The organism is Micromonospora sp. WMMD712 (assembly GCF_029581295.1).
Classification (GTDB): Bacteria; Actinomycetota; Actinomycetes; order Mycobacteriales; family Micromonosporaceae; genus Micromonospora; species Micromonospora carbonacea.
In genome coordinates, this window is sequence record NZ_CP120743.1 from 2,878,767 (window position 1) to 2,892,500 (window position 13,734).

9 protein-coding genes and 2 rRNA genes (1 of these 11 cut by a window edge) are annotated in these 13,734 nt (G+C 70.3%); 4 read left to right on the forward strand and 7 right to left on the reverse strand.

The genetic code is table 11. From position 1 onward, the window contains the following. Nucleotides 1-82: 82 nt before the first annotated feature. The gene (locus O7633_RS12080; protein ID WP_282327889.1) at nt 83-1,666 is read right to left on the reverse strand and encodes an alkaline phosphatase D family protein; all 1,584 of its coding nucleotides are present in this window, start codon (nt 1,664-1,666) and stop codon (nt 83-85) included. A 217-nt stretch (nt 1,667-1,883) separates the two neighbouring features. Here O7633_RS12080 and O7633_RS12085 point away from each other — a divergent pair, with 217 nt between their 5' ends. Together O7633_RS12085 and sigJ are read left to right on the forward strand one after the other, a co-directional pair. Beyond that, complete coding sequence (locus O7633_RS12085) at nt 1,884-2,324, forward strand: carboxymuconolactone decarboxylase family protein (RefSeq protein WP_282327890.1); 441 nt, start codon at nt 1,884-1,886, stop codon at nt 2,322-2,324. Then, nucleotides 2,273-3,313 (forward strand): RNA polymerase sigma factor SigJ, encoded by a 1,041-nt coding sequence (gene sigJ / locus O7633_RS12090; RefSeq protein WP_282327891.1) that lies wholly within the window; start codon nt 2,273-2,275, stop codon nt 3,311-3,313. Before O7633_RS12085 ends, sigJ begins: the two co-directional genes overlap by 52 nt. 62 nt (nt 3,314-3,375) lie before the next feature. On the opposite strand, the gene ndk is transcribed toward sigJ, so the two are convergent. Continuing rightward, nucleotides 3,376-3,801, reverse strand: coding sequence for a nucleoside-diphosphate kinase (gene ndk / locus O7633_RS12095; RefSeq protein ID WP_074474547.1), 426 nt, complete (start codon nt 3,799-3,801; stop codon nt 3,376-3,378). Nucleotides 3,802-3,944: 143 nt separating this feature from the next. Here ndk and O7633_RS12100 point away from each other — a divergent pair, with 143 nt between their 5' ends. Beyond that, nucleotides 3,945-5,315: a VOC family protein gene (locus tag O7633_RS12100; RefSeq protein WP_282327892.1), complete on the forward strand. Its 1,371-nt coding sequence runs from the start codon at nt 3,945-3,947 to the stop codon at nt 5,313-5,315. 120 nt (nt 5,316-5,435) lie between these two features. Here O7633_RS12100 and O7633_RS12105 read toward each other — a convergent pair whose 3' ends face one another. The 3 genes from O7633_RS12105 to O7633_RS12115 all read right to left on the reverse strand — a co-directional run bounded on the left by O7633_RS12105 (nt 5,436) and on the right by O7633_RS12115 (nt 9,843). Next, nucleotides 5,436-5,852, reverse strand: coding sequence for a DUF4233 domain-containing protein (locus O7633_RS12105; protein WP_278128803.1), 417 nt, complete (start codon nt 5,850-5,852; stop codon nt 5,436-5,438). Next, a complete protein-coding gene (locus O7633_RS12110) occupies nt 5,849-7,120 on the reverse strand; it encodes a folylpolyglutamate synthase/dihydrofolate synthase family protein (RefSeq protein ID WP_278136228.1) in 1,272 nt (423 codons plus the stop codon). The genes O7633_RS12105 and O7633_RS12110 overlap by 4 nt, the downstream gene beginning before the upstream one ends. Before the next feature lie 104 nt (nt 7,121-7,224). Then, nucleotides 7,225-9,843 carry a valine--tRNA ligase gene (locus tag O7633_RS12115; RefSeq protein ID WP_282327893.1) on the reverse strand — a complete coding sequence of 873 codons (2,619 nt, stop codon included), beginning with the start codon at nt 9,841-9,843 and terminating at the stop codon, nt 7,225-7,227. Nucleotides 9,844-9,912: 69 nt separating this feature from the next. Between O7633_RS12115 and O7633_RS12120 the strand changes: the two genes are divergently transcribed. Then, nucleotides 9,913-10,593 (forward strand): hypothetical protein, encoded by a 681-nt coding sequence (locus tag O7633_RS12120; RefSeq protein ID WP_282327894.1) that lies wholly within the window; start codon nt 9,913-9,915, stop codon nt 10,591-10,593. A gap of 110 nt (nt 10,594-10,703) precedes the next feature. Here the strand turns inward: O7633_RS12120 and rrf are convergent. After that, a 5S ribosomal RNA gene (gene rrf / locus O7633_RS12125) occupies nt 10,704-10,820 on the reverse strand. Nucleotides 10,821-10,909: 89 nt separating this feature from the next. Continuing rightward, nucleotides 10,910-13,734 (reverse strand): 23S ribosomal RNA (locus O7633_RS12130) (it continues 287 nt past the right edge of the window).

Sequence of the window (13,734 nt, forward strand, 5' to 3'; positions counted from 1 at the left end):
ACTTAATCGCTCCGCCCGGCCCCGGGGGCGGTTGCCGTCTCGCGCGCCACGGCAACCGCCCGCGGACCGGGTCGGGATCGGGTCAGCGGCCCGGGGCGGGCAGGGTGGTGGTCCAGAGCGAGGCCCCGTCGCGGTCGCGCAGGTGCACCGTGAACGCGCCCGACTCCCCGTCGATGGCCACCTCGCCGAAGTGCTGGAAGCCCTCGGCCGGCGACGTGTTCGCCCGCGGCGGGGCGTTGACGAAGACCGCCTGCGGGCCGAACGTGCCGTCCAGGGCGTTCGGCCCGAACGCGCCCGCGTGCGCCGGCCCGGAGACGAACTCCCAGAACGGGGTGAAGTCGGCCACCGCCGCCCGCGCCGGGTCGTAGTGGTGCGCCGCCGTGTAGTGCACGTCGGCGGTGAGGAACACCATGCCGGTCACCCCGGCCCGGTGCGTCGCGCCCAGCACCTCGGCGAACTCCAGCTCCCGCCCGGCGGGCGCGCCGGGGTCGCCCTGCGCCACGCCCTCCTGCGCCGCCCCGTCCGGCACCACCAGGCCGATCGGCAGGTCGTTGGCGATCACCTTCCACGTCGCCCGGGACCGCTTCAGCTCCCGGACCAGCCACGCCCGCTGCTCCCGGCCGAGCAGGCCGCGCAACGGGTCGGCGTACGTGTTGCCGTCGTTGGGGTCCTTGTAGGTGCGCATGTCCAGCACGAACACGTCCAGCAGCGGCCCGTACGACAGCTTCCGGTACAGCGGCCCGCCCGCCGGCACCGGCAGCCACTCGCCGAACGCCTGCCGGGCCCGCGCGGCGAGCACGTCGACCCGCTGCTCGGTGTACCGGGCGTCGGCCAGGAACTCCCCGGGATACCAGTTGTTGGTCACCTCGTGGTCGTCCCACTGGTTGACCTGCGGCACCTCGGCGACGAACGCGCGCAGGTGCTCGTCGAGCAGGTTGTACGCGAACTGCCCCCGGTACTCGGCGAGGGTCTCGGCGACCTTGCTCTTCTCCGGGGTGACCAGGTTGCGCCAGATCCGGCCGTCGGGCAGCGTCACCGTCTCGGCGAGCGGCCCGTCGGCGTACACGGTGTCGCCGTTGCACAGGAAGAAGTCGGGGCGGACGGACCGCATCGCCTGGAAGATCCGCATCCCGCCGAAGTCGGGGGCGATGCCCCACCCCTGCCCGGCGATGTCGCCGGTCCAGACGAACCGCACGCCCCGCCGGCCGTGCGCGCCGGGCGCGGTGGCGAACGAGCCGACCAGCGGCTCGCTGCGCACCCCGTGCCGGTCCAGGCTCTCCACCGACACCCGGTAGTGCAGCCGCTCGCCGCACGGCAGGCCGCGCACCCGCACCCGGCCGGTGAAGTCGGCGGACGGGTCGAGCACCGGGCCGCGCAGCAGCCGCGCGCCGCGCAGGTCGGGCCGGCGGCTCACCTCCACCCACATCCGGCCCGGCCGGTCGGCGCGGGTCCACACCAGCGCCGAGTCGGCCGTGACGTCGCCGCTCTGCACGCCGTGGGTGAGCACGGGCCGGCCGGCGGGCCGCCAGGCGGGCGCGCCGGCCGGCGGGGTCGCCCCGGCACCGGCAGCCCGGCCGTCGGCCGCGCCGAACAGCGTGCCGCCGGCCAGGCCCGCCCCGGTCGCGAGGCCGGCGCGCAGCAGGGTACGTCGGTCGAGAGAAGTCATCTGTCCCCTCCACGGGAAGTTGGTCACCAGTGGTGTACCGGGGGCAGGTGTGCTGTCGCGACGGGCCGGATGACCGGCGGGGAAAGGCCGACTGACCAGTCGGGGCGGCCGTGACCCCGCGCGCCGCCGGGATGACGCGTGTCACACCGCGGGCTGTCACATCCGGGCCCCCGTCGGCCGTCGTCCCGGGTGCATGCTCACGACGAGGGGAGACACGATGAGCCGGATCGACCTGACGGCGGTGGCGCCGGAGGCCTACCGGGCGGTGTCCGGGCTGGAGCGCTACGCCCGGGACAACGTCGACCACACCGTGCTGGAGCTGGTGAAGCTCCGGGCGTCCATGCTGAACGGCTGCGCGTTCTGCGTGGACATGCACAGCCGGGAGGCGCTCGCGGTGGGCGAGTCCAGCCGGCGGCTGTTCGCCGTGGCCGCCTGGCGGGAGGCGCCCTTCTTCGACGAGCGGGAACGCACCGCGCTCGCGCTCACCGACGCGCTCACCCGCCTCGGCGAGCACGGGGTGCCCGACGACGTGTGGGACGCCGCCGCGAAGGTCTGGTCGGAGCGGGAGCTGGCGGACCTGACGGTCGCGATCGCCACCATCAACGTGTGGAACCGGATCGTGGCGGCCACCCGACGCCGCCCCTCGACGCACGAGTGACGGCACCGGGGGCGTGGCTGGCCGGCAGCGGGTGCCGGCCCGGTCGCGCGCCGGTCCCGCCGACGGAGCCGGCCGGGACGACGGCAGCCGACGCGACGGGGGCGGCCGGCGTGCTCGACGCGCACCGGCCGATGTTGCTCGGGCTGGCGTACCGGCTGCTCGGCAGCCTGCACGACGCCGAGGACGTGCTCCAGGACGCCTACCTGCGGTGGGTCGGCGTCGACCGGTCGGCCGTGGCCGAGCCGCGCCGCTACCTGTCCCGGGTGGTCACCCGGCTCGCGATCGACCGGCTCCGCGCGCGGCAGGCGGCCCGGGAGACGTACGTCGGAACGTGGCTGCCCGAGCCCGTGGCCACCGCGCCCTCGCCGTTCGGGCCGCCGGTCGAGCCGCCCTTCGGGCCAGCCGAACACGCGGAGCTGCGCGACTCGCTCTCGCTGGCGCTGCTGCACCTGTTGGAGCGGCTGACCGCGCCGGAACGCGCCGTCTACGTGCTGCGCACCGCGTTCGCGCTGCCGTTCGCCGAGATCGCCGGGATCGTCGGCCGGTCGGCGGTGGACTGCCGGCAGCTGCACCACCGGGCGACGGACAAGGTCGCCGCGGGCCGCCGCCGCTTCACCGCAGGCCCCGGCGAGCAGCGGCGGCTGCTCGACGCGTTCCTCGCCGCCGCCCGCGACGGCGACCTGGCCCGGCTGACCGACCTGGTGGCCGACGACGTCACGGTGTGGGCCGACGGCGGCGGTCGGGTCCGGTCGGCCCGCAACCCGGTGCACGGGGCGGACCGGGTCGCCCGCTTCTTCGCCGGCATCCACGGGCCCCGCCGCCGGCCGGCGGCCCGGGTCGCCCCGACCGAGCTCAACGGCCGGCCCGGGGTCGTCATCCACTGGCCCGACGGCCGGCGGTACGCGCTGGCCGTGGCCGCCGCCGACGGCCGGATCACCGGCCTCTACCTGGTGGGCAACCCGGACAAGCTGACCCGGCTGGCGGGGTGAGGCGGCCACCGGGCGCCGCACCGCCCGCGCGGTCGGAAACCCGTCAGTTCGCCCGGGGGCCCTCAGTCCAGCTCGGGGAACCAGAGCGCGATCTCGCGCTTGGCGCTGTCGGCCGAGTCGGAGGCGTGCACCAGGTTCTCCCGGTTGGACAGGGAGAAGTCGCCGCGGATGGTGCCGGCGGCGGCGCGACGACCGTCGGTGCTGCCGATCATGCCGCGCACGACCTCGATGACCTGGTCGCCGGCGAGCACGAGGGCGACCAGCGGGCCGCTGGTCATGAAGCCCTTCAGCGGCGGGTAGAACGGCTTGTCGACGTGCTCGGCATAGTGCTGGTCGGCGAAGTCGCCGTCCATCGCCCGGGTCACCATGGCGTCGATCCGCAGGCCCTTGCGCTCGAAGCGGGAGAGGATCTCGCCGACCAGGCCACGGCGGACCGCGTCGGGCTTGATCAGGACGAGGGTGCGCTCGTCCGGGCTGCTGCTGGACACGCTGGGTTCCTCCTGTGCGCGGAAGGCGGCTCGGCTGGGTACGGTCAGCCTAGCGACCCGGTCCCGGCGCCGGCGCGGCGGCTGCTCTTTCCCTGGGTCGCCGATCCGGCCTAGCCTGGCCCTTGACTCCAGGGAGGTCCACTGTGGCTAACGGGAACCGACCCATCGCGCCGGTACGCAAGCTCATCGCCGCGGTGCTCGGCACCGTGGCGACCTTCGTGGTCCTGTTCGGGCTGGGCATGACCAGTTGGGCGATCGTGGCGCTGGGCGTGGCGCTGGTGGTGCTGGCGATCGCGCTGGCCACCGTGCGCGGCGGCGGGCGCACCTGGGTCGTCGGCATCGGGCACGTGCACAGCGCCTCCGAGCCCCCCACCACGTACGCGTTCGGCCGCTGCGAGCTGCAACTGGTCATCGACGCGCCCGGCATGCCGCCCCGGTCGAAGAAGATCATCGAGCCGAGGGTGCCGGTGGCGAAGTGGCCGGCGGTCGGCCAGGCCCTGCCGATCCGGGTGGCCCTCGACGACCAGCGCCACGTCCGGGTCCTCTGGGACGACGTGCCCACCCATTCGGAGACCGCCGCGGCGGCGGCCGCCGACCTGCCGCCCGAGTTCGCCGCGCCCGACCCCGTCGACGAGGTGCTCATCGGGCAGGAGGCGCCGCCGTGGGCCGGTCGCGCCCCGGACGACGACTTCCACGACGACCCGCGCGACGCGCCGGCGCCCGACGACCTGCACCCGCTGCACGACGACCTCGGCCCGCTGCCGGAGGACCGGGAACCCGTCGTGATGCACCACCGCCCCGGCGGACCGGTCGTGCTGGAGGGGACCCTGGTGGAGCCGAGCACCGGCCAGTTGCCCCGCCGGGCCACCCCGGCCCCCCGTTCCCCGGCCGAGGAGCGGTTCGCGGCGACCGAGGAGCGGTTCGACCCGGCCGACGACCGGTTCGACCGGACCGTGCCGGTGGAGACCATCGACGCGGGCCCCGCGCCCGCCGACCCGGTCGAGGCGCGCCCGCCTGCCGACCCGATCGACGTGCCGCTGGACGACCCGGGCACCCGGGCGGCCCCGCTGGACCAGGCCGAGCTGGACGAGGCGATCTTCGGCTACGACCCGGAGGCCGAGCCGGCCGACGCCGCCGCCCCGATCAGCGGCGTCGGCATCACCCTGCTGGTCACCGACCTGGGCCGCTCGCTGGAGTTCTACCGCGACACCCTCGGCTTCACCGAGGTCGACCGGGGCTCCGGCAACGCCGTGCTCGCCTCCGGGGCGACCCGGCTGGTGCTGCGCGAGGTCGCCGGCGCCGCCCCGATGAGCCGCCGCCTCGTCCACGTCAACCTGGAGGTCGACGACATCCAGGGCGCGTACGAGCGGATGCGCGACTCCGGCGTCCGCTTCACCTACGCCCCCCGGGTGGTCAACCGGGGCACCAAGCTGGAGGTGTGGGCGGCCGCGTTCCGCGACCCGGACGGCCACGGGGTCGCCCTCACCCAGTGGCGCACCCGCGCCGACGCCTGAGGCGCAAGGAAGGGCCCCCTGTTAACGCATTCGGTAGAGCAGGGGCCCCTTCCTAACCTCCTCCGCCCGCACCGGAAGCGACGGCGCGAGGCAGGCGGCAAGACGCGACGGGAGGAGCGCTCAGCGGCCGAGGATCACCCGGCGCACGTGCAGGGCATAGCCCCAGACCAGCGCGAAGATGATCCCCAGCGCCAGCAGCGACCAGTGCAGCAGCCCGGCGAGCAGCAGCGCCCCCTGGAGCACGGTGCCGGCGTGCCAGGCCCACGGCCGGCGCATCATGCCGGCGAGCGCCACCGCCGCCACGGCCAACGCCACGATCACCGCGATGGCCGCGCCGCTGAGCTCGCCGCCGACCACCCGGATCGGCTGGATGGCGAGCAGCAGCACCAGCGCCTCCAGGCCCAGCGTCCCCGCGCCGAGACCCCGCACGGCCCCCTCGGGGTTACGCAGCCCGGACCGCCGCTGCCCCGCCCCGGCCAGCGAGGAGGAGCCCTCCTCGGCGGAGGCGGAGGAAGGACGCTCCTCGGGGGACGTCATCGCTTCAGCAGCCGGCGGGCGTCGGCCACGGTCACCACCGACCCGGTGATGAGCACGCCGACCCCGGCCAGCTCGCCGGGCACGTCGGACTCGGCCTGCGCCACCGCCGCCTCGATCGCGTCGGGCATCTCCTCGGCCACCTCCACCCGTTCCGGCCCGAAGACCTCCCGGGCCAGCCCGGCCAGTTCCTCGGCCGGCATCGCCCGGGGCGAGGAGTTGCGGGCGACCACCAGGTGGTCGAGCACCGGTTCCAGCAGCTCCAGCAGGCCCGCGGCGTCCTTGTCGCCGAGCACGGCGAGCACGCCGACGAGCTTGCTGAACGCGAACTCCTCCTGCAACGCGGTGACCGTCGCGGCCATCCCGTGCGGGTTGTGCGCGCCGTCGAGCAGGATCGTCGGCGCCGTGCGCACCTTCTCCAGCCGGCCGGGCGAGCTGACGGAGGCGAACCCCTCCCGGACGGCCTCGACGTCGAGCTGCCGCTTCGCCCCCGCACCGAGGAACGCCTCCACGGCGGCCAGCGCCACCGCCGCGTTCTGCGCCTGGTGCGCGCCGTGCAGCGGGACGAACACCTCCTCGTACACCCCGCCGAGCCCTTGGATGTTCAGGACCTGGCCGCCGACGGCGACCGACCGGCGCAGCACGCCGAACTCGGACCCCTCGCGGGCGACGGTAGCGCCGACCTCGGCGCAGCGTTCCAGGATCGGCCGGGCGGCCTCCTCCTCCTGCGCCGCGCAGACGACCGTGGCGCCCTTGTGGATGATCCCGGCCTTGTGCAGGGCGATGTCCTGGAGCGTGTCGCCCAGCCACTCGGTGTGGTCGAGCCCGATCGGGGTGAGCACCGCCACCCCGGCCTGGAGCACGTTGGTGGCGTCCTCCGCGCCGCCGAGCCCCACCTCGACCACGGCGACGTCCACCGGGGCGTCGGCGAACGCCGCGAACGCCAGCGCCGTGGTCATGTCGAAGTACGTCAGCGGCTCGGCGGAGCGCTGGTCGACCAGCTCGGCCAGGGGGGCGACCTCGCGGTACGTGGCCACGAACCGGTCCTCGGTCACCGGCTCCCCGTCGAGACTGATCCGCTCCCGCACGCTCTCCAGGTGCGGGCTGGTGTAGCGGCCGGTGTGCAGCCCGAACGCCCGCAGCAGCGAGTCGATCATCCGGGCGGTGGAGGTCTTGCCGTTGGTCCCGGTGAGGTGGATCGACGGGTACGCCCGCTGCGGGCTGCCGAGCAGGTCGAGCAGCGTCTCGATGCGGTCCAGCTCGAAGTGCATGCGGGTGAAGCCGCGCCCGTTGAGCGCGGCTTCCACCTCGGCGAACTCGGTGCGGCCACCGCCGTCGCCCCCACGGGCGCGGTCGGTGCGGTCGGTGCGGTCGGTCACGAGGGCAGCGCCTCCAGAGCGGCGTCGATGCGGACCAGGTCGGCCTCGGCGGTGGCCAGCCGCTCCCGGATCTTGGCGACCACCGGCTCCGGGGCCTTCCCCACGAACGCCGGGTTGTCGAGCTTCGCCCGGGCCTGGGCGACCTCCTTCTCGGCCGCCGCCCGGTCCTTGGTGAGCCGGGCCCGCTCGGCGGCCACGTCGATCGAACCCCGGGTGTCCAGCGCGACGCTCACCTCGCCGGGCATGGCGAGGGTGGCGCTGGCCTGGAAGTCGTCGGCGGGCGGGTCGAGCCGGACCAGCGACCGGATCAGCCGCTCGTGGCCCGCGATGCCCGCGCCGGCCAGGCCGTCGAGCCGCGCGACGACCCGCTGGGTGGGCCGCAGGCCCTGGTCGGACCGGAAGCGCCGGATCTCGGTCACCACCCGCTGGACGGTGCCGACCTCGCCCTCCGCGGCGTCGTCGATTCCGGTACGGTCGGCAGCCGGCCAGGCGGCCGTCATGACGGTCTCCCTGCCGGTGAGGGCGATCCACAGCTCCTCGGTGACGAACGGGATCACCGGGTGCAGCAGCCGCAGCAACTGGTCGAGCACGTGCCCGAGCACCCGGCGGGTGGCGTCGGCGGCGGGCCCGCCCTCGGCGAGCACCGGCTTGCTCAGCTCCACGTACCAGTCGCAGACGTCGTCCCACGCGAAGTGGTAGAGCAGGTCGCAGACCTTCGCGAACTCGTACGCCTCGAACTGCTCGTCCACCTCGGCGGTGACGTGCGCGAGCCGGGACAGGATCCACCGGTCGACGGTGGAGAGCTGCCCGGCGTCCGGCAGCGGGCCGTCGACGTGCGCGCCGTTCATCAGCGCGAAGCGGGTGGCGTTCCAGAGCTTGTTGCAGAAGTTGCGGGAGCCCTGGCACCAGTCCTCGCTGACCGGGACGTCCTGGCCGGGGTTGGCGCCCCGGGCGAGGGTGAACCGGGTCGCGTCGGCGCCGAACCGGTCGATCCAGTCCAGCGGGTCGACCACGTTGCCGAACGACTTCGACATCTTCTTGCCGTGCTCGTCGCGCACCATGCCGTGCAGGGCGACGACGTCGAACGGCTGCCGGCCGTCCATCGCGTACAGGCCGAACATCATCATCCGGGCGACCCAGAAGAACAGGATGTCGTAGCCGGTGACCAGGACGCTGGTCGGGTAGAACTTCGCCAGGTCCGGCGTCTGCTCCGGCCAGCCCAGCGTGGAGAACGGCCACAGGCCGCTGGAGAACCAGGTGTCCAGCACGTCCTCGTCCTGGTGCCAGCCCGCGCCGGTCGGCGGCTCCTCGTCGGGCCCGACACAGACGATCTCGCCGTCCGGCCCGTACCAGACGGGGATGCGGTGGCCCCACCACAGCTGGCGGGAGATGCACCAGTCGTGCATGTTGTCGACCCACGCGAAGTACCGCTTCGCCAGCTCGGCGGGCTCGATCTTCACCCGGCCGTCGCGCACCGCGTCACCGGCCGCCTTGGCCAGCGGGCCGGTGTTGACGAACCACTGCAACGACAGCCGCGGCTCGACCGTGGTCTTGCACCGGGAGCAGTGGCCGACGGCGTGCACGTACGGCCGCTTCTCGGCCACGATCAGGCCCTGCTCGCGCAGCGCGGCCACGATCGCCGGCCGGGCCTCGTAGCGGTCGAGGCCCTGGAACGGCCCGTGAGCGGTGATCACCCCGCGCTCGTCCATGATCGCCAGGGCGGGCAGGCCGTGCCGCTGGCCGATCTCGAAGTCGTTCGGGTCGTGCGCCGGGGTCACCTTCACCATGCCCGTGCCGAAGGCCGGGTCGACGTGCTCGTCGGCCACGATCGGGATCCGGCGGCCGGTCAGCGGCACCTCGACCTCGGTGCCGATCAGGTGCTGGTACCGCTCGTCGTCGGGGTGCACCGCCACGGCGGTGTCGCCGAGCATCGTCTCGGCGCGGGTGGTGGCCACCACCACGTCGGGGGAGTAGCGGATCGAGACCAGCTCGCCCTCGTCGTCGGTGTGCTCGACCTCGATGTCGGAAAGCGCGGTCAGACAGCGCGGGCACCAGTTGATGATCCGGTTGGCCCGGTAGATCAGCCCGTCGTCGAAGAGCTTCTTGAACATGGTCTGCACGGCCCGGGAGAGGCCCGCGTCCATGGTGAAACGCTCGCGCTCCCAGTCGACGGCGTCGCCGAGGCGGCGCATCTGGCCCAGGATCGCGCCGCCGGACTCGGCCTTCCACTGCCACACCCGCTCGACGAACTTCTCGCGGCCCAGGTCGTGACGGGACAGGCCCTCCCCCGCCAGCTGCCGCTCCACGAGGTTCTGGGTGGCGATGCCGGCGTGGTCCATGCCCGGCAGCCAGAGCGCCTCGTAGCCCTGCATCCGCTTGCGCCGGGTCAGCGCGTCCATCAGCGTGTGCTCGAAGGCGTGGCCCATGTGCAGCGAACCGGTGACGTTCGGCGGGGGGATGACCACGGTGAACGGCGGCTTGTCGCTCTGGGCCGACGCCCGGAACCGGCCACCGGCTACCCACTGCTCGTACCGTCGCTGCTCTACCTCGCCCGGCTGGTACTGGGCGGAGAGGGTCGGGGCGGCGGGGCGTCGGGCATCCAGTCTCTCGGTCACCCTCAAAGTCTACGGAGCGCTTCCGAGGACCTGACGTGCGCCACCTGTTGTTCGCGTACGGTGTCGGCTATGTCCGACGCGCATCTCACGCAGCGTTCGCTCGCCGACGAGCCCGAGCCGATCGACCTCACCGAGGAACCGATCCGCCTCGGCAACCAGGATCCGGAGGACGGCCCCGGCCGCGCGCCCCGGTCCCGGCGGCGGCGGATCGTCCTCGCGGCGGTCCTGGCGGCCGGCCTCGCCGGCGTGGGCGCGCTCGGCATCGCCGGCTGGCGGGTGGCGCAGCAGAAGGACACCGAGCTGTCCAGCCCCGAGGCCGTCGCCGGCCTACAGCGGGACGACAGCGAACGCGCCCGCAGCACCGCCGACTACCTGCGCGACGGGCTCTCCGCCGACATCGACCTGGACCGCAGCTTCGGCACCGTCTACCGGGATCCGGCGGACGACAAGCGGTCGGTGCTCATCTTCGGCGGTACGACCCTGCTCTGGCAGCCGGAACGCGACCTGGACACCCTGTTCCGCCTCATGACGGACGAGACCGGGAAGGTCACCGGCCTGCGGGAGGTCTCCCCCGGGCGGCTCGGCGGAGTGATGAAGTGCGGCACCACCAGCGGCGAGGGCGGCGACTTCGCGATCTGCGGCTGGGCCGACCACGGCAGCGTCGCGATGGCGATGTTCCCGGGCCGGCCGGTGGATTCCGCCGGTGACCTGCTGCGCCAGATCCGCGAGGAGATCCAGACACGCGCCTGATCCCGTCCGGGGTCTGCGACCGCTGGCGGCATCCGGGTGCTGCGGGCGGCGTTCGGGCCGGAATGCGTTTCAGGGCCACCCCTCATGGGGTGGCCCTGAAACGAAAGAATGTCCGGCGGTGTCCTACTCTCCCACACCCTCCCGAGTGCAGTACCATCGGCGCTGGAGGGCTTAGCTTCCGGGTTCGGAATGTAACCGGGCGTTTCCCCTCCGCCATGACCGCCGTAACTCTATGAACATATCAAACAACCCACAACCCCAACCGGGTGGGCGTCTGTTTGTTCAGAGTTGCACAGTGGACGCGAGCAGAATCTTTGTAGTCAAGTCCTCGGCCTATTAGTACCGGTCAACTCAACCCGTTACCGAGCTTACATCTCCGGCCTATCAACCCAGTCGTCTAGCTGGGGGCCTTACCCCACCAAAGGTGGGTGGGATACCTCATCTTGAAGCAGGCTTCCCGCTTAGATGCTTTCAGCGGTTATCCCTTCCGAACGTAGCCAACCAGCCGTGCCCCTGGCGGGACAACTGGCACACCAGAGGTTCGTCCGTCCCGGTCCTCTCGTACTAGGGACAGCCCTTCTCAAGTATCCTACGCGCACGGCGGATAGGGACCGAACTGTCTCACGACGTTCTAAACCCAGCTCGCGTACCGCTTTAATGGGCGAACAGCCCAACCCTTGGGACCTGCTACAGCCCCAGGATGCGACGAGCCGACATCGAGGTGCCAAACCATCCCGTCGATATGGACTCTTGGGGAAGATCAGCCTGTTATCCCCGGGGTACCTTTTATCCGTTGAGCGACACCGCTTCCACACGCAAGTGCCGGATCACTAGTCCCGACTTTCGTCCCTGCTCGACCTGTCAGTCTCACAGTCAAGCCCCCTTGTGCACTTGCACTCAACACCTGATTGCCAACCAGGCTGAGGGAACCTTTGGGCGCCTCCGTTACCCTTTAGGAGGCAACCGCCCCAGTTAAACTACCCACCAGACACTGTCCCTGAACCGGATAACGGCCCGAAGTTAGATACCCGAATCAACCAGAGTGGTATTTCAAGATTGCCTCCACCCATACTGGCGTATGGACTTCACCGGCTCCCACCTATCCTACACAAGCTAACTCAGATACCAATGTCAAGCTATAGTAAAGGTCCCGGGGTCTTTCCGTCCTGCCGCGCGTAACGAGCATCTTTACTCGTAATGCAATTTCGCCGGGCCTGTGGTTGAGACAGTGGGGAAGTCGTTACGCCATTCGTGCAGGTCGGAACTTACCCGACAAGGAATTTCGCTACCTTAGGATGGTTATAGTTACCACCGCCGTTTACTGGCGCTTAAGTTCTCCGCTTCGCCCCCCAAAAGGAGCTAACAGGTCCCCTTAACGTTCCAGCACCGGGCAGGCGTCAGTCCATATACATCGAATTACTTCTTCGCATGGACCTGTGTTTTTAGTAAACAGTCGCTTCCCCCTGCTCTCTGCGGCCATACAACGCTCCACCCGCAAGGGGCTTCACGTCTCCGGCCCCCCTTCTCCCTAAGTTACGGGGGCAATTTGCCGAGTTCCTTAACCACAGTTCGCCCGATCGCCTCGGTATTCTCTACCTGACCACCTGTGTCGGTTTGGGGTACGGGCCGCTCAGAACTCGCTAGAGGCTTTTCTCGGCAGCATAGGATCACTGACTTCACCTGAATCGGCTCGGCATCACGTCTCAGCCTGAATAGTGTGCGGATTTGCCTACACACCGGCCTACACGCTTACCCCGGCACAACCACCGGCCGGGATCAGCTACCTTCCTGCGTCACCCCATCGCTTGACTACTACCCGCCAGGTTCCCACGCTCCCCACCCTCAGTCCGAAGACCTTGGATGGTTTGGGTGGTTAGCACAACGAGGTTCATCACGGGCGCTCCTTCGCGGGTACGGGAATATCAACCCGTTGTCCATCGACTACGCCTCTCGGCCTCGCCTTAGGTCCCGACTCACCCAGGGCGGATTAGCCTGGCCCTGGAACCCTTGGTCATCCGGCGGAAGGGTTTCTCACCCTTCTTTCGCTACTCATGCCTGCATTCTCACTCGTGCCGCGTCCACAACTAGGTCACCCCGCTGCTTCACCCCCGGCACGACGCTCCCCTACCCACCCACACACCTGCACCAGACATCAAGGCCTGGCGAAGTAACATGTGAGTGCCACAGCTTCGGCGGTGTGCTTGAGCCCCGCTACATTGTCGGCGCGGAACCACTTGACCAGTGAGCTATTACGCACTCTTTAAAGGGTGGCTGCTTCTAAGCCAACCTCCTGGTTGTCTATGCGACCCCACATCCTTTTCCACTTAGCACACGCTTAGGGGCCTTAGCTGGTGATCTGGGCTGTTTCCCTCTCGACTACGAAGCTTATCCCCCGCAGTCTCACTGCCGCGCTCTCACTTACCGGCATTCGGAGTTTGGCTGATTTCAGTAAGCTTGTGGGCCCCCTAGACCATCCAGTGCTCTACCTCCGGCAAGAAACACACGACGCTGCACCTAAATGCATTTCGGGGAGAACCAGCTATCACGGAGTTTGATTGGCCTTTCACCCCTAACCACAGGTCATCCCCCAACTTTTCAACGTTGGTGGGTTCGGCCCTCCACGTAGTCTTACCCACGCTTCAGCCTGCCCATGGCTAGATCACTCCGCTTCGGGTCTAGAGCATGCGACTCAAACGCCCTATTCAGACTCGCTTTCGCTACGGCTCCCCCACACGGGTTAACCTCGCCACATGCCACTAACTCGCAGGCTCATTCTTCAAAAGGCACGCCGTCACCCCGCAAGGCTCCGACGGATTGTAGGCGAACGGTTTCAGGTACTATTTCACTCCCCTCCCGGGGTACTTTTCACCATTCCCTCACGGTACTCGTCCGCTATCGGTCACCAGGAAGTATTTAGGCTTACCAGGTGGTCCTGGCAGATTCACGGCAGATTACAGGAGTCCGCCGCTACTCGGGAACACCCACAGAAGACCAGCAAATTTCACCTACCGGACTCTCACCGTCTACGGTCAGCCATTCCAGACCATTCGGCTATCCACTGGCTTTATCACTCCTCACACGAGTGTCAGCTCGTGTAGCAGGGTCCCACAACCCCGACCACGCAACCCCTGACAGGTATCA